The sequence below is a fragment of the Corynebacterium hiratae genome (assembly GCF_009708045.1).
Lineage (GTDB): Bacteria > Actinomycetota > Actinomycetes > Mycobacteriales > Mycobacteriaceae > Corynebacterium > Corynebacterium hiratae.
Genome location: NZ_VIOG01000001.1, coordinates 237,534 through 253,656, shown reverse-complemented (window position 1 = coordinate 253,656; position 16,123 = coordinate 237,534). Strand labels below are relative to the sequence as shown.

The 16,123-nt window shown below is 58.5% G+C and carries 13 protein-coding genes and 2 pseudogenes; 5 read left to right on the top strand and 10 right to left on the bottom strand.

What is annotated here, in order from left to right:
• Positions 1 to 395: 395 nt before the first annotated feature.
• Together FME68_RS01135 and FME68_RS01130 are read left to right on the top strand one after the other, a co-directional pair.
• Positions 396 to 1,712: a tetratricopeptide repeat protein gene (locus tag FME68_RS01135; RefSeq protein ID WP_158395456.1), complete on the top strand. Its 1,317-nt coding sequence runs from the start codon at positions 396 to 398 to the stop codon at positions 1,710 to 1,712.
• A 234-nt stretch (positions 1,713 to 1,946) separates the two neighbouring features.
• Positions 1,947 to 2,561: pseudogene (locus FME68_RS01130) on the top strand (DUF711 family protein); the annotation flags it as partial.
• A gap of 113 nt (positions 2,562 to 2,674) precedes the next feature.
• On the opposite strand, the gene FME68_RS01125 reads toward FME68_RS01130, so the two are convergent.
• Positions 2,675 to 3,274 (bottom strand): lipoprotein LpqH, encoded by a 600-nt coding sequence (locus tag FME68_RS01125; protein ID WP_144013175.1) that lies wholly within the window; start codon positions 3,272 to 3,274, stop codon positions 2,675 to 2,677.
• 211 nt (positions 3,275 to 3,485) lie between these two features.
• Here FME68_RS01125 and FME68_RS01120 point away from each other — a divergent pair, with 211 nt between their 5' ends.
• Positions 3,486 to 4,175: a MerR family transcriptional regulator gene (locus FME68_RS01120; protein WP_144013174.1), complete on the top strand. Its 690-nt coding sequence runs from the start codon at positions 3,486 to 3,488 to the stop codon at positions 4,173 to 4,175.
• Between the two features lie 148 nt (positions 4,176 to 4,323).
• A complete protein-coding gene (locus FME68_RS01115) occupies positions 4,324 to 4,752 on the top strand; it encodes a hypothetical protein (protein WP_230308836.1) in 429 nt (142 codons plus the stop codon).
• Here the strand turns inward: FME68_RS01115 and FME68_RS01110 are convergent.
• The 3 genes and pseudogenes from FME68_RS01110 to FME68_RS01100 all read right to left on the bottom strand — a co-directional run bounded on the left by FME68_RS01110 (position 4,731) and on the right by FME68_RS01100 (position 8,218).
• Positions 4,731 to 5,486 (bottom strand): hypothetical protein, encoded by a 756-nt coding sequence (locus FME68_RS01110; RefSeq protein ID WP_144013172.1) that lies wholly within the window; start codon positions 5,484 to 5,486, stop codon positions 4,731 to 4,733. The two genes, FME68_RS01115 and FME68_RS01110, sit on opposite strands and share 22 nt — an antisense overlap.
• Positions 5,487 to 5,611: 125 nt before the next feature.
• Positions 5,612 to 6,573, bottom strand: a pseudogene (locus FME68_RS01105) (nucleoside hydrolase).
• 13 nt (positions 6,574 to 6,586) lie between these two features.
• Positions 6,587 to 8,218 (bottom strand): ABC-F family ATP-binding cassette domain-containing protein, encoded by a 1,632-nt coding sequence (locus tag FME68_RS01100; protein ID WP_046649119.1) that lies wholly within the window; start codon positions 8,216 to 8,218, stop codon positions 6,587 to 6,589.
• A gap of 160 nt (positions 8,219 to 8,378) precedes the next feature.
• On the opposite strand from FME68_RS01100, the gene FME68_RS01095 reads away from it, so the two are divergent.
• Positions 8,379 to 10,379 carry a fructose-specific PTS transporter subunit EIIC gene (locus FME68_RS01095; protein WP_158395449.1) on the top strand — a complete coding sequence of 667 codons (2,001 nt, stop codon included), beginning with the start codon at positions 8,379 to 8,381 and terminating at the stop codon, positions 10,377 to 10,379.
• A 139-nt stretch (positions 10,380 to 10,518) separates the two neighbouring features.
• On the opposite strand, the gene FME68_RS01090 is transcribed toward FME68_RS01095, so the two are convergent.
• From FME68_RS01090 to sufB, 6 genes are all read right to left on the bottom strand, one after another.
• Positions 10,519 to 10,947 carry a metal-sulfur cluster assembly factor gene (locus FME68_RS01090; protein WP_010186729.1) on the bottom strand — a complete coding sequence of 143 codons (429 nt, stop codon included), beginning with the start codon at positions 10,945 to 10,947 and terminating at the stop codon, positions 10,519 to 10,521.
• A complete protein-coding gene (gene sufU / locus FME68_RS01085; RefSeq protein WP_046649118.1) occupies positions 10,948 to 11,397 on the bottom strand; it encodes a Fe-S cluster assembly sulfur transfer protein SufU in 450 nt (149 codons plus the stop codon).
• Complete coding sequence (locus FME68_RS01080; protein WP_158395448.1) at positions 11,394 to 12,641, bottom strand: cysteine desulfurase; 1,248 nt, start codon at positions 12,639 to 12,641, stop codon at positions 11,394 to 11,396. Before FME68_RS01080 ends, sufU begins: the two co-directional genes overlap by 4 nt.
• A 79-nt stretch (positions 12,642 to 12,720) precedes the next feature.
• On the bottom strand, positions 12,721 to 13,479 hold the full coding sequence (gene sufC / locus FME68_RS01075; protein WP_046649116.1) for a Fe-S cluster assembly ATPase SufC: 759 nt from the start codon (positions 13,477 to 13,479) through the stop codon (positions 12,721 to 12,723).
• 27 nt (positions 13,480 to 13,506) lie between these two features.
• Positions 13,507 to 14,697, bottom strand: a complete 1,191-nt coding sequence (gene sufD, locus FME68_RS01070; RefSeq protein WP_144013168.1) for a Fe-S cluster assembly protein SufD — start codon at positions 14,695 to 14,697, stop codon at positions 13,507 to 13,509.
• Positions 14,698 to 16,104 (bottom strand): Fe-S cluster assembly protein SufB, encoded by a 1,407-nt coding sequence (sufB, locus tag FME68_RS01065; RefSeq protein ID WP_175972985.1) that lies wholly within the window; start codon positions 16,102 to 16,104, stop codon positions 14,698 to 14,700.
• Positions 16,105 to 16,123: the final 19 nt, after the last annotated feature.

Sequence of the window (16,123 nt, the reverse complement as noted above, 5' to 3'; positions counted from 1 at the left end):
CACAAGGACGTCCATGACAACGCCTCTCGGGAATCAACCAGAAGCTGGTACATCTCGGCAGCGTCCGCGGGGTTCAACAGTGCCTTGGCGAGATGCTTTCGTTCCCGCGGCCTAAAAACTAGTGGATCAAGTAGACATTTCTGTGTTCGTGCCAGAGGCAGACCCTTCTTATTTACTAGCGCAGGTGCGTCAATCTCTGCGGCGGTCCACGCATCCGCAATTACTGCAGTGCGTGGTCTCAAGGTAGCCATGGGCTTCGTTACCTCTCAACATAAGTGTCCAAATCATCGACAACAAATTCCAATCTGTGCTGAGATTATAGTGTGTTCGATTCCATAAAAGTGCGTACTTCGGCACGAGCTTTCAGAGCTCGATGTGAGGAAGCAAGCCCGAAAATGCGGGCTGGCGACGATTCGTGGCGAGAAACCCCTGTCCATTGGAATTCCACGAAATTAACTAATTCGGAACAGCGTTCTAAGGGTGTCTCTGAGCTCAGCAACCTACTCTTAGAATTTCCTCAAGTCACTCGTGAAGCCAACCTTGCTTTGTCCATCGACGTTCTCCACGGAGCCCTTTCCACTATTGAGAGGAAAAAGCTAAGGGTCGACGACCCGTCTCAGTTGATGCGCCTCGAAGACCAACAATGGGCAATCACATTCAGCGTCGCTCAATCGCTTCGTTTCGCCAATAAGCTAGAGGAAGCCGAAAAGAGAGTCGCTGCACTCGAAGAACTAGCTCCGCGAACACTTGAACCTGTACAACGCACTTTCCTAACAAAAATTGAACGTGCTGCGTTGTTTATGTGCCAAGGACAACACAATCAGGCCGCTATAGCCTATCGAAACATACAAGCCTTAGCTCGAAGTCTCGGCACCTCTTATCTTGGAATCGTTCTTTTAGGAGTGGCACAAACCGAAATGATGCTTGGTGATTATGCCGCTGCTGAGCTAAACCTCAACCGTGCAGAACCTTTGATAGGCGAAGATCCGAACCACGCGCCAACCCTGCAACTTACACGCGCTTATTTGCGTCTCTTGAGCGCACATCCAGAGTGGGTTAGCAGTGTTTCGCTTGCTATCGCACAAATTGGAACAACCATAGTCACGGTTGAACCGCAAGTTAGCAAACAAATAATGCTTATACAGGCACACCGATTACATCTAGAAGGCCGCCACGATGAAGCTTTACATACCCTCGAAGCGTGTGCAGCCCTGGCGTACGACCAACATGACGTTTGTTTCTTCTCTGATGTCTTGCAACAGCAGGCTTTCGTACACCAACGCCTTGCACATGCCACTAGCGATGTTGATGAGGCCGCACAACATCACCAGATCGCGATGCGAAAGCTCTCGCAGGCCCGCGCCATTCGTCAGGAGCACGGGCACAAATTGTCTACGGCATCGATCGATGTGACGGCAGCCGAGTATATCGTTCAATGGCACGATCGCTATCACGGTGTGTCTCACAATGAACTTAGAGAAGCCTTCCAGCGCATCATCGCGGCTATGCGGACTATTTATAGCGTCAGCCAAAGCATTGCGGAAAGCAGAACCCGCTATAGGTTTGTACGTTCAAGGTTGCGACATGCCTTTGAAGCCGCTTGTTCATTGGCACTTTTCCTTGGGGATACTCCAGCGCTTTCGGCCCTCATCGTAGAAGCCACCGCACAGTATGACTGGAGCGTAGTTCACAAGGCTGACACCGATAACTGAGAACAACCTATCCGGTGGATGAGGAGTTGGCCTACTAGTTTTCGAATGTCGGCGCTGTTGCCCCGGGCCCCCTCATTGAGGCACCCAATACTCCCCTGTTCCTCAGTAAGCCGGCCCAAGCATCACCAGACGGCTCCCCATGGCAGCACGCTCTCCCGACGAAGGTAACGAAGGTCCGTTTTATGGTGCTGCTTCTCGGTAATCACTAGCGTTGCGTAGTTTCGCCTCAAGCTCCGCAATTATCGGCAAGGCCAGCTCGTGGGTGAAATGGCTTCGGAGCGCCTCGGTGTCCCCTTCGGCATCATTGACCTCTCCCTCGCCCCCACTGCAGAGCTGGATGACTCCGTCGCGCACATCCTGGAGCACATGGGACTCGACCAGGTGGGCACGCACGGCACCACGGCAGCGCTCGCGCTGCTTAACGACGCCGTCAAGAAGGGCGGCATGATGGCCTGCTCCCGCGTGGGTGGGCTGTCCGGTTCCTTCATCCCGGTTTCCGAGGACAAGGGCATGATCGATGCGGTGCGCACCGGTGCCATCTCCATCGACAAGCTGGAGGCCATGACCTCGATCTGCTCTGTGGGACTAGACATGATCGCCATCCCGGGCGATACCTCTGCTGAGACCATCGCCGGCATGATCGCGGACGAAGCCGCCATCGGCGTGATGAACCATAAGACAACCGCCGTGCGCGTCATCCCCGCTCCTGGCACCAAGGCTGGCGACGAGGTCAACTTCGGCGGCCTTCTAAGCTACGCTCCGGTCATCCCGGTTAACCAGGTAGGCAACTCCACCTTCATCAACCGCGGTGGCTTCATTCCGGCGCCGGTGCACGGCTTCCGCAACTAGTCAGCGCACGAAAGTCTGCATCGCCCTCCCAATAATCACGTAAACCAACAAGTGCTGGCCTCTACACACCACAGGGTCAGCACTTGTTGTCTATTCACCCCGACTCACTCCGATTAGCTGCAGGTAATCTTCACTTCGAATGGCTTCGTTTCCCCAGTGGTTGGATTACTCCCATTAGACAAAAGGCCTTCACCCGACATCGTGTAGGTGTCGCCTTCCTTCGATGCCGTGGCGGAACCCATCGGGCTGCTCTCGGCGTATGCCAGCGTGTTGCCCTCCCCATCTACCATTCCGAGAGCCTTGACCGTCAGGTTTTCATCAGTACTAAGCACGGCGGTAATGCTGGCTGTACCAGCCCCTTCGGGTGCTACGGTCAGGTTCATCGAACCAGCTGCCTCTTGGCATAGGATAGTTTCGTTTTCTACCTCGATCGCCTTTCCATCGACAGTGGCTTCATAGCTGCCGCCTGTTGAACCGGACTGATCGTCTGATCCTGCAGTGGACTCTGCGTCGGAGTCAGTGCTATCGGCAGACTCTGAGGTTGCGGCGGAATCTACGTTGGTGTCTTCGGAAGTTTGCTCTCCTCCAGCTGCAGCTTGGGTGGTATCAACTGCTGATTTCTCGCTGACGTCACTGTCAGATTGTGAACACGCGGCGAGCGTTGTCAACGCGATAGCCGCTACAAGAGACGTAATAGACTTGGCTATTTTCATTGGCTTTCCATTCTTTGAGTTTGGCCACTCATGCGTGACGCAGGTAACACAAACACTAGTGAAGGTTCGTTTAGCGGGGCGCAGACATGCTCCCCCACGCGGGGGTAATCATTCTCAATGGTGTTGATCAATGAAGAGTGACGCCCCCTTCGACTAGTCCACTCCACTGACCGCTTGACCCTCACACAATGTGAGGGTTTAGTTTGGTCCTATGAAGATCTCAGACGTTGCCGCGGTTGCTGGTTGTTCAGTGCGATCCGTGCGCCATTTGCACGAGACAGGTGCGGTTCCCGAACCAGCACGCACCAGCGGAAACTATCGCGATTACTCGATCTCTGATCTCGCCGCAGTTGTTCGTGCGCGAGCGCTGATCGACGCCGGCGTTGCCGTCGCTGATGTCTCCTCTCCCGACGCCATCGAGCGCTCGTTCGCCATTGTGGACGAAAGAATCGCTCGTCTGCAGCGACAACGTGAGAAGCTGCGTGCTTTAGCCGCAGCACCTCATGGAACCCCCAACGATATTCGAGAGTCCTTGAGCGAAGTTATCGAAGACCCAGCAATGCTGCAGCTGGAATTGGACTCCTGGGATCTCATGGCGCTTACCGGCGTCGCTACATCAGCGACCTGGGAACAGCTGCGTAAGAACCTCGCTGACGACGATTGCCGTGCAGTTCTCCGCAGAGTGGAAACCTTGTGGCGAGAGCTTGGCTCGCTGTCTCCGCGTGATCGTAGGGTTGCGCTTATCGTCGAGAAGCTGCGCAACATGGGCGAACAGGGGTTGATGCGAGGAATCTACCCAACGCTGCTGCCTGGCAACGCTTCGCTGACCGTGACTGATGCGCCGACGACTGGTGCGCAAGGTGTAGCACTCGAGGCTTTGGCTGGAGGATCACGTGACTAGGGTCTGGCGATGTGTAGAAAGGCATCCTGGATTTCGCCTTGCCAAGTATGAATTGGGCCTCTACCGGGATCTGTGGCGCTGGATGCGAGGACAAACGCTGCTTCCAGTTGGCGCCGTGGCACTTCCCCACCCTCCTGGAAGGCTCCACATGCTTGGCTTCATCACCGCGATATTGCTGGTTGAAATGGTAGTTGTTCACCTTCTTTTGCCCGCGGGCGTTTTGCGAATCGTGGCATTGCTGTTGGCGCTGTGGGCCATCATCTTTGTGTGGGGCCTGATTGCCGCTGAACGCATTCGCCCCAGTTATGTCACCGAAGACCTCACGGTTTTGCGGCGCGGGAAAACAATCTTCGTTGAGGTACCGATGGCTTTTGTCCGCACCACACAGACGGACCGCACCTTCGAATCAGCGGTTATCCTAAGCAACGACGAGCTCATAGTAGGCGGCCCAGCCGGGACCGATACTCTCCTCGACCTCAGTGAGCCGGTCCAAGCATCACCAGACCGCTACCCTTGGCAGCGTGTTCGCTCGATGGAGGTTACGAAGGTGCGCTTTTATGGTGCTGCTTCTCGGTAGTCGCTAGCGTTGCGTAGTTGCTCCTCAAGCTCCGCAATCATTGGCAAGGCCAGCTCCGCGCGTTCGGCATCAATTCCCCACTTCTCCGGTTCACTGCGGACCATGTGGGCTGTGGCCTTGAGAAAGCGGGCGAAGTTTTCCACGACGGCGCGGTTGTTGTTGCGCACGCCTTCGGTGAGCACGGTATTGCTTAGCCTTTCGATCCAGATTTGGAGGATGTGAGTCGAGGTGCTTTTGCCAATTGTGGTGCAGGCGGCACGCGCAAGCCGCAAGCCCTCATCGTCATGCCACACTCCTCCGGGGGCGCGAAGGCGGCACGAGATGATCGCTGCGCCTTCGACGGCTGGGATCATCCCTTTGCGAACACAGGTTTCTACATAGTCAGCGCCGTAACCAACGGCCATGATAGGGCCGATGTCTTTGACAATGCCGCGTGTGTCATCCTCCGTGACATACCACGCGCGGAAGGTGAGGTAGTCCTCATAGTGGAAGTGTCCTGCCTCCGTGAGCACGTTGAGCAACCGAGCGGACAAAGCCTTCGTCCACACCTTGTCTGTACGCAGGTAGCCGCTGAGGCGTTCACGAATTTGATCAAGATGGTCATCCCACTGACCGGACTCAATGCCCTCTTTCAATTCGGTATAGGCCCAGTCCACGCGGACCTCAGGTCGTTTGCTCACTAATCCGGTGAGCAACGGTTCAATAACGGAATCGAGGTTATTGGCGGTGTTCATGACTTCTTCCTCTCCTGCGGCAGCACGCCGGGGTCTGACCACTTCTAGACCCTGTGCGTGGGAAGCGGAAGGACCCAAGAGAAGAGTCTTGAGCGGTGTGTGGTTGTGGCCCCGATTCTAGCGCACTATAGGTTTACTGGAAGACCAAGAAGAGATACTGCGCGCAGAAACTCTCGATGGGCGCTGTCAACATCGACGGCGGTGACCAACGCAGCATTAGCGGGCCGACCCCAGTGACCGCGCAGGTCCGCCACGCTCGTTCCGCGCAACCACTCCGGTTCACTGACTACCCGTACGGTGGTCGAGGTGGAAAAGAACGGGACCTTCTGCAACGCCACCATGCAGGTGAGCAGATCATGTATCTGAGCCTGATAACCCGAGCCGTGCGCCTCGTGGAACTCGAAGTAGAAGCGCATGATCTCCGGTAGAACGTCCGCCACTGGGTGCTGCGCGAGCGCTTCACGCAGCCGTTCCAACTGCGTTGGGCCGAGGAGCATCGTCTCAGTGACGTTGAGTGGGCACAGCGTGACAGGACTCGTGGCGGATTCAAAGAAGTCGCGCGCAGCATGTGGGTCGACCCAGAAGTTCCACTCCGCCGTTGGCGTGGTGTTGCCGGGATAGTTCACAGCACCACCCATGACGGTGACACGGGAGAAGCAGGCGTAGTCGGCAGCGTGCTCCGCAGCAAAGTGCGCGGCATTGGTCAATGGACCGGTCACGATGAGCTGCGCGTTGCGGCCCGCAGCTTCGGTCCAGATGCTGGTCCACTCAAGATTCTCCGCAGGAGTATGCTCCTCCGGCACGCTCAGGTACCCAAGGCCGCTGGGGCCGTGGGTTTCCGGAGTGGTCACGAGTTCCACCTGGCTGGGCTTCGGAAGCCCGCCGCGACGGGCACCTCATCCAGGCCACACAGTTGCAGGATGTAGGCAGCATTGCGGGTGGTCTGATCAATCCCAACGTTTCCAGCGGTGGTAGTAACACCGGCCAGTTCGATCTCTCCGGCGCGGTGAAGCGCGGCGAGGTAGATCAACGCTAGGGCATCGTCGATACCGGGGTCGCAATCAAGGAGAACAGGCTGGGCAGTCATGCCCGAAATTCTATTAGGCCAATTCCACGATCTCCATGTACTCGTCGTTCCACAAATCCTCATCGCCATCGGGCATGATGATGACGCGCTCCGGCTTGAGTGCCTTGACCGCACCTGGGTCGTGAGTAACCAAGACCACGGCACCTGTGTAGGTGCCTAGGGCATCAAGCACCTGCTCGCGAGACTGTGGGTCGAGGTTGTTCGTGGGCTCGTCGAGAAGCAGCACGTTGGCGCGTGAGGACACCAGCGTTGCCAGCGACAGTCGGGTTTTCTCACCACCGGAGAGCGTTCCAGCAGGCTGTTCCAACTTGTCACCGGAGAACATGAAGGCGCCCAGCAGACCGCGCAAATCCTGCTGGCCAGCGTCAGGGCATGCCTCAATCGTGTTTTCCCACACGGTCTTGTCTGGATCGATATTGTCGTGCTCCTGAGCAAAGTATCCGATGCGCAGTCCATGGCCGGAAACGATTCCGCCTTCGCCGTCGGTGCGTTCCACGCCCGCCAGCAGCTTGAGCAGGGTCGTCTTCCCGGCACCGTTGTAGCCCAGCACGACCACGCGGGAACCCTTGTCGATGGCCAAATCGACGCCAGCGAAAACCTCCAGCGAGCCATACATCTTGGTCAGGCCCTTGGCGTTCATCGGGGTCTTTCCGCACGGAGCCGGTTCTGGGAACTTGATGTTGGCCACCTTGTCGGCCACGCGGACGTCATCAAGCTCGTTCATCATGCGCTCTGCACGGTGCAGCATCTGCTTGGCGGCGGCGGCCTTCGTAGCCTTCGCTCCCAACTTGGCGGCTTGCTTATGCAGGGCTGCGGCCTTCTTTTCTGCGTTGGCGCGCTCGCGGCGGCGACGAGCTTCATCGGTGGCGCGGGCGGCGAGGTACTTCTTAAAGCCCATGTTGTAGACGTCTGCTTCGGCGCGAACGGCATCGAGGAACCAAACCTTGTTGCACACGGCCTCCAGCAGATCGACGTCGTGCGAAATCATCACGAGGCCACCCTCATGCTTGGACAGGAAGCCGCGCAGCCAGGTAATCGAGTCCGCGTCGAGGTGGTTCGTGGGCTCGTCGAGAAGCAATGTGGTCTGGGACTTGCCTGACCCAGCCGAAGCTGCGAAGAGAATCTGCGCCAGCTCCACGCGGCGGCGCTGACCGCCGGACAGCGTCTTAAGCTGCTGGTCGAGCACGCGCTGCGGCAGCCCCAAGTTATCGCAGATCTGCGCGCATTCGGAGTCCGCCTCATAGCCACCTAAGGTGTGGTATTCCTCTTCCAGGCGGGAGAACTTACGAATGGCCCTGTCGCGGAATTTATCGTCCGTGGCGGTTTCCATTAACTCTTGTTGCTTGGCCATGCGGCGCTTGATCTCATCCAAACCGCGCGCAGAGAGCACGCGCTCACGCGCAGTCTGCTCAATATTGCCTTCTCGAGAATCCTGCGGCAGGTAACCAATCGGACCTGAGCGCGTCACCGAGCCACCATAGGGCTCGGTCTCCCCCGCCAGGATGCGCATCGTCGTGGTCTTGCCCGCGCCATTGCGGCCGACCAGCCCGATGCGATCCCCCGGCTGCACGCGAAGGTGCTGGCCGGGGGCGTCGAGAAGCGTGCGTGCGCCCACGCGCACCTCGAAATCATTGGTCACAATCACGTCGAAACAGTCTAGCAACCAGGGTAGTTAATCCCGAACCAGCGGCAATGACGCTTCAGCTTGTATCTGGGAATCCAGAGTGAAGAGCACCTTGGAAAACCTGGTTCCTGTTCGGCGCGTTTCACTTATGCATGAAGTTCGATGTGACTAGATTGGCGTCATGAGCACATCAGACACATCGAGATCTCCATTAATCCTCGCGATTACCGCATGTCCGACCGGAATCGCCCACACCTACATGGCCGCTGAGAACCTAGAGGCTGCTGCCGCTGAACTGGGTTACCGCATCAAGATTGAGACACACGGCTCAATTGGCGTCGAAGGCACTTTTAGCTCTCAGGACATCGAGGAAGCCGATGCCATCGTGATCGGTGCCGACACCGTCATTGCAAAGGACCGCTTTCGCGGAAAGCGCCTAGCAGCGACTGGTGTCGATGAAGCGATTAAGCATCCAAAGGAACTCCTCACTCGCGCTCTGTCAGCGGCGAAGTGGGAAGAAAAGACTTCGGGCGAAGAGCCGCAAGAAGCTCAGCGTAATGAAAACTCCAGCAGTACCAAGGGGTTCCGTGCGGTGGGTCAGACTCTCTACAAGGCGCTAATGAATGGTGTCTCCCACATGATTCCGTTCGTGGTCACCGGTGGTCTCCTCATCGCGGTAGCACTCTCAATCGGAGGAACACCCACGCCCGAGGGCCTAGCTATCCCCGAAGACTCCTTCTGGAACACCCTGAATGAGCTTGGTGGTCTGGCCTTTTCTCTCATGGTGCCGATTCTTTCCGGCTATATCGCTGTCGGCATTGCGGACCGCCCCGGTTTGGCGCCGGGACTCATCACTGGTCTTATCGCTACGACCGGCTCGCTTTACGGCTCTGAAGCTGGAGCGGGCTTCCTAGGAGGCATCGTCACAGGCATCCTGTCAGGCTACGTAGCCCTGGGAATCAAAAAGATTCCCGTTAATAAGTACATCGCCCCGATTTGGCCGATCATCGTTATTCCGATCTTCACCACGCTCATTGTGGGGCTCATCTTTATCTACCTTGTCGGTGCGCCAGTAGCCGGCGCCTTTGAAGCCATGACCGAGTACCTCGCCGGGATGGAAGGCTCCTCTGTCATTGTCCTCGGTCTCGTCATTGGCGCGATGATCGCTTTCGACATGGGCGGTCCCTTTAATAAAACTGCCTTCCTGTTCGGCGGGGGCATGATTGCAGCCGGCAATGCGGCTCCGATGGGCATGGCGGCTACCGCCATCGCTGTACCGCCCCTGGCGGTGGGTGTTGCGACCCTCGTACGCCGTGCTTGGTTCAATAAGGCGGAGAAGGACGCCGGTATCGCTGCGCTCTTCATGGGGTTCTTTGGCATCACTGAAGGCGCTATCCCTCTTGCGGCGGCACGCCCGCTGCAGGTCATCCCGGCCAACGTCATCGGTGGTGCGGTAGCAGGCGCCCTGGCAGGTGTATTCGGGGTCAAGGACCATGTCATGCATGGTGGCCCCATCGTTGCTGTGCTCGGGGCTGTCGACAACGTCGTGGGCTTCTTCATCGCACTGCTTATTGGTGTCGTTGTCTGTGCTTCCATCATGCTTCTGTTGATCGGACTTACCCAAAATAGAAAAGCCCAGAGTAAGCATGAGAGCTCGGGTGAACGGGGTGAAGCGGGCATAGCTAAGGAGGATGTGTCAGAAGCATCGGTCCAGGAAGAACCTTTGCTTTCTACCGACACGGTGAGCCTTGACCAAGACCTTGGCACGAATCGCAAGGAAACCATCGAATCGCTGGTTCAGCTTGTCTCCCCTCGGCTTTCTGATCCTTCCGCAGTTATCACTACGGCCTTTGAGCGGGAGGCGAAGCATTCGACCGGTGTGGGGCATGGAGTGGCTATCCCGCATGCTCGTTCCGCGGGAGTGACAGTGCCGACTTTGGCCTTTGCTCGTCTTCCCGAGGGGATTACGTGGGCGGAGGGCGAGGAGCCAACGACGTTGGTCTTCCTCATCGCTGTGCCTGAGGATGCTGGCAAGCAGCACCTCAAGCTGCTTTCCAAGCTGGCGCGGGCGATCATGAAGGATAACTTCCGTACTCGCCTTCAATCCGCCGCATCCAAGGATGAAGCGGTGGACATCATCTCCTCGGCTTTGGATCCGGCATCCTCACCCGCTTCGTCATAGCAGTGAGTACTCAAGCTCTTAAAGCTATTTAAAACACCGCGCATTATGGAAAAAGAAATCGCCAGCCCGAGTGCGCAAGGTCATGTTGTGAAGACCTTAGGCGCCTCGGGCTGACGGTAATGGGGACTTGCAGCCGAAACTAAACGGCGAAGCCGAGGGCCTGGAGCATCTCGCGGCCCTCTTCGGTAATCATGTTCGGGCCCCACGGCGGCATCCAGACCCAGTTGAGCTGGACTGCCTCGGCGAGCTTGTTGCCTACGATGACATCCTCGATCTGCTCGCCGATGACATCGGTGAGCGGGCAGGCCGGGGAGGTCAGCGTCATGTTGATGACGCAGGTGTTCTTGCCGTCAATATCGTCGAGCCAGACGTCATAGACCAAGCCCAGATCAACGATGTTGATTCCAAGCTCTGGGTCGATGACATCACGAAGGTACTCGGTGATATCGAAGGTCTTCGCAATCTGCTCTTCGGTTTGTTCAGGCTTGACAGCAGCGCCATCGAAGGAGGCATTCTGGTCCTGGTAAGGATCCGTGCTGCCACCGGTGGTTTCAGTGTTATCAGCCATCTACTTCTCCAATTCATTCAACGCTTCCACGGTGGCGGCTTGGAAAGCCTTCCACCCGAGGAGAGCGCACTTAACACGGGCGGGGAACTTGGCTACGCCGGCGAAGGCGATGCCGTCCCCGATGATCTCGTCGTCACCTTCCACTTCGCCGCGGGAGGTCACCATCCTCTCGAATTCGGCCAGCTTGGCGTTTGCCTCCTCGAGGGGGATGCCGACGATTTCCTCCGCCATGACAGAGGTCGAGGCCTGCGAAATGGAGCATCCCTCGGCGTCGTAGGACACGTCCTCGACGGTTGTGCCGTCGGGGGAAAGCTTCACGCGCAAGGTGAGTTCATCACCGCAGGAAGGGTTGACGTGGTGAACTTCTGCCTGGCCTTCGCGCAGGCCAGAGAATTTCGGGTTCTTGTAGTGGTCCAGGATGACGTCCTGGTACATGGAATCTAGGTTCATTCGCTCACTCCAAAGAAGGTGCGGGCAGCCCGCACCGCCTCTATGAGGGCGTCGACCTCGTCCTCAGTGTTGTACAGGTAAAAGCTAGCGCGTGCGGTCGAATTAGCCTTGCACGCGCGGTGCAGCGGCCACGCACAGTGGTGGCCGGTGCGGATGGATACACCATGAGAGTCAAGAACCTGGCCTAGGTCATGCGGATGGATCCCATCCACGATGAAGGAGACCGCTCCTCCGCGATCCTCGGTGTTTTCAGGCCCGATGATACGCACGCCGGGGATGTCAGACAGCTTCTCCAAGGCCAGTGCAGTGAGTTTCTGCTCATGGGCGTGGATGGCCTCCATGCCCACCTCGCTCAAGAACTTCACTGCTGCACCAAGGCCCACAACCTGGCTGGTCATTTGGGTTCCGGCCTCGAAGCGGGTGGGAGGCGCGGCAAACGTCGAGCCTTCCATCTTGACTACCTCGATCATGGAACCGCCGGTGAGGAAAGGCGGCAGCTGCGCCAGCAGCTCTTGCTTACCGTAGAGCACGCCCACGCCGGTCGGCCCGCACATCTTGTGCCCAGAGAACGCGGCAAAATCCACATCAAGTTCGTGGAAATCCACCGGCATGTGCGGCACCGACTGGCAGGCGTCGAGGACCACCATGGCACCTACGGCACGGGCACGACGTACCAACTCTGCGACGGGAGCCACGGCCCCGGTCACGTTGGACTGGTGAGTAAAAGCCACGACCTTGACGGAGTCATCGAGCTCGAGCGAATCGAGATCAATGCGGCCGTCCTCGGTCATGGAGTACCACTTCAGCGTCGCGCCAGTACGCTGGCACAGCTCCTGCCAAGGCACCAAGTTCGCATGGTGCTCCAGTTCGGTGACCACGACGGTATCGCCCTCACCGACGTACAGCTCGCCGGCGCGCTCATCGCTGAGCACGTAAGCAACTTCATTCAACGCCTCAGTGGCGTTCTTGGTGAAGGCAATCTCATCGCGGTCGGCACCAACGAAGGCGGCGATGGCCTGACGAGCGGACTCATAGGCATCATCGGCCTCCTCCGCCAGCTGGTAGGAACCGCGGTGCACCGGGGCGTTGGTGCCGAGCACGAACTCTTCCTCGGCCTTCCATACCGGCAGGGGACGTTGCGAGGTCGCTCCCGAATCCAGGTACACCAAAGGTTTACCGTCGCGCACCGTGCGCGAGAGGATAGGGAATTGTTCCCGAATCGCATTAACGTCTAGTTCAGGCATAGGTCCTTGTGCTCGGTTCTTTTTCTCTAGCGTGTCGTGGTGTGGTCTGTCGTGGTGCTACCGGGGTCGGCGGTACGGCCTACTTGAGGAACTGCTCGTAGCCGTCTGCCTCAAGCTGGTCAGCCAGCTCGGCGCCGCCGGTCTTGATGATCTGTCCGTCGGCGAAGACGTGAACGAAGTCCGGGACAACGTAGTTGAGGATGCGCTTGTAGTGCGTGATGAGGAGGATGCCGCCGTTGGTCTCCTCCTGATAGCTGTTGATGCCATCGGAGACCACGCGCAGGGCGTCGACGTCTAGGCCGGAGTCGGTCTCGTCCATGACGGCGAACTTCGGCTTGAGGATGTCCAGCTGCATAACCTCGTGGCGCTTCTTCTCACCACCGGAGAAACCCTCGTTCACGGAGCGGTGTGCAAAGGACTTATCGATGGCCAGCTTCTCGCGGGCCTCGGTGAGCTCCTTGTTCCACTCGCGCAGCTTCGGAGCCTCGCCACGGATAGCAGTCACGGCGGAGCGCATGAACTGCGACATCTTCACGCCCGGCACCTCAGTCGGGTACTGCATGGCCAGGAAAAGACCAGCGCGGGCGCGCTCATCGACTTCCATCTCGAGGATGTTCTCGCCGTCGAGAAGCACCTCGCCCTCGGTCACCTCGTACTTGGGGTGGCCGGCGATAACGTAGGACAGGGTGGACTTGCCGGAGCCGTTGGGGCCCATGACCGCGTGGGTCTCACCGGAGTTGATGGTGAGGTTGACACCCTTGAGGATCGGCGTGGGCTCACCGTCCTCCTCGTGTGGGAGCACCTGCGCGTGGAGATTCTTGATTTCCAGAGTAGACATTGAGTTGGTACCTGCTTTCGGGAAGTTTTAAGCGTTGATCTTGGCGAGCTCGTCGACGACGCGGGATTCCAGATCCTCGCGCAGGGACTCGACCGGGATGCGGGAGATGACTTCGGAGAAGAAGCCGCGGATGATGAGGCGGCGTGCCTCGGCGGCAGGAATACCGCGGGACATGAGGTAGAACAGCTCAAGGTCATCGAAGCGGCCCACCGTTGCGGCGTGGCCAGCACCGACGATCTCACCGGTCTGGATCTCCAGGTTCGGGATGGCGTCAGCGCGCGCACCCTCGGTGAGGATCAAGTTGTTGTTCGTCTCATAGGTGTCCGTGTTGTTCGCATTCTTGCGGATGAGCACGTCACCGACCCAGCAGGTGCGGGCCTCCGGGGTGCGGGAGGCGGAGCCGGCCTCGGCCTTCTGCGCAGCCGTAGCACCCTGCAGAGCACCCTTGTAGAAGACGCGAGAGCGGCAGTTAGGCACGTCGTGGTCCACCAGCAGGCGGTTTTCGAAGTACTGGCCGGCATCAGCAAAGTAGACGCCGAGCAGCTCGGCATCGCCACCGGGGCCATCGAAGACTACGCGTGGAACGAGGCGCACAATCTCGCCGCCAAAGATGGCGGTGTTGTGGCGCAGTACGGCGTCGCGGCCCACCTTCGCGATCTGGTGGGACAGGTGCACTGCATCGTCTTCCCAGTCAGCGTCGACGACGACGGTGACCTGGGAGCCGTCGCCCAGCACGAACTCCACGTTGTCTGCGTGGGTACCGGAACCGACGTACTTAAGAACGATGGTGACCTCCGCGTGATTGCCCACGTGGATGGAGGTCGCACCAAAGGAGGTCACGCCCTCACCAGCGCCGGTGATGGTGATCTCCACCGGCTTATCCAGTCGTGCATCGGCGTCAACGCTGACGATCTGCGCCTCCGGCATGGAGCACCAAGCCTGAGCTGCAACGCGGTCAGCAGGTGCACCGGCGGTGCCGAGGCGGTCGTCGTCAGGCGCCACGGTCTCGGCCGTTACGCCTTCCGGGGCCACCACGTCAATCTTCTGAGCGGTTGCCGGCGCGAACTCACCATTGTGCAGCCCGCGCAGGTTACGCAAGGAGATGAAGCGCCAGACCTCGTCGCGGCCGTGCGGGACCGGGAAGTCCTCTACGTTGAAGGAGGTGAACTGGTCTCCCTTAGTGACGTCAGCCGGATTAAATTCGTTGGAAGCTACCACTTAGCCCACCGATCCTTCCATCTGCAGCTCGATAAGACGGTTCAGCTCCAGCGCGTATTCCATCGGGAGCTCCTTAGCAATCGGCTCGACGAAGCCGCGCACAATCATAGCCATGGCCTCTTCCTCAGCGATACCGCGGGACATGAGGTAGAACAGCTGCTCCTCAGAGACCTGGGAGACCGTTGCCTCGTGGCCGAGGGTGACGTGATCATTGCGGATGTCGTTGTACGGATACGTATCCGACCTCGAGTCATTGTCCACAAGCAGGGCATCACACTCGACGTTGGCAGCGGAGTTCGTAGCGTTAGCGTTGACCTGCACCAAGCCGCGGTAGGCCGCGCGGCCGCCGTTGCGGGCCACGGACTTCGAGACGATGTTGGAGGACGTGTTCGGCGCCATGTGGATCATCTTGGAGCCGGTGTCCTGGACCTGGTTATCGCCAGCAAAGGCCAGGGAGAGGACCTCACCCTTGGCGTGCTCGCCAGTAAGCCAGCAGGACGGGTACTTCATGGTGACCTTGGAGCCAATGTTGCCGTCGACCCATTCCATGGTGCCGCCCTCTTCGACCTTGGCGCGCTGGGTCACCAGGTTGTAGACGTTGGTGGACCAGTTCTGAATGGTGGTGTAGCGGCAGCGGCCGCCCTTCTTCACGATGATCTCGATGACACCGGTGTGCAGCGAATCCGAGTTGTAGATCGGCGCGGTGCACCCCTCGATGTAGTGAACGTAGGCTCCTTCCTCCACGATGATGAGGGTGCGCTCGAACTGGCCCATGTTCTCGGTGTTAATGCGGAAGTAGGCCTGCAGCGGAATATCCACGTGAACGCCCTTCGGAACGTACACGAAGGAACCACCGGACCAGCAGGCGTTATTCAGCGCGGAGAACTTGTTGTCGCCGGCCGGAATCACGGTGCCGAAGTACTCTTGGAGGATCTCCGGGTACTCGCGCACCGCGGTGTCGGTATCAACGAAGATAACGCCCTGGGCCTCCAGGTCCTCGCGGATCTTGTGGTAAACCACCTCGGACTCATACTGCGCGGCAACACCGGAGACCAGACGCTTCTTCTCAGCATCCGGGATACCCAGCTTGTCGTAGGTCTCCTTAATGTCGTCCGGCAGGTCATCCCAGGTTTGGGCCTGCTTCTCGGTGGAGCGGACAAAGTACTTGATGTTGTCGAAGTCGATTCCGGACAGATCTGGGCCCCAGGTCGGAACTGGCTTCTTGTTGAAGACGCGCAGCGCCTTCAGACGGGACTCGAGCATCCACTCCGGCTCGTTCTTCTTCCGAGAAATATCGCGGACGACGTCCTCACTCAAACCGCGGTGTGCTGCCTGGCCGGCTTCGTCGGAATCGTGCCAGCCGTACTCATAGCCGCCGATAGAGGAGATGATCTCGTCATCGCTCATCTTGGTTTCAAGGCCTGGT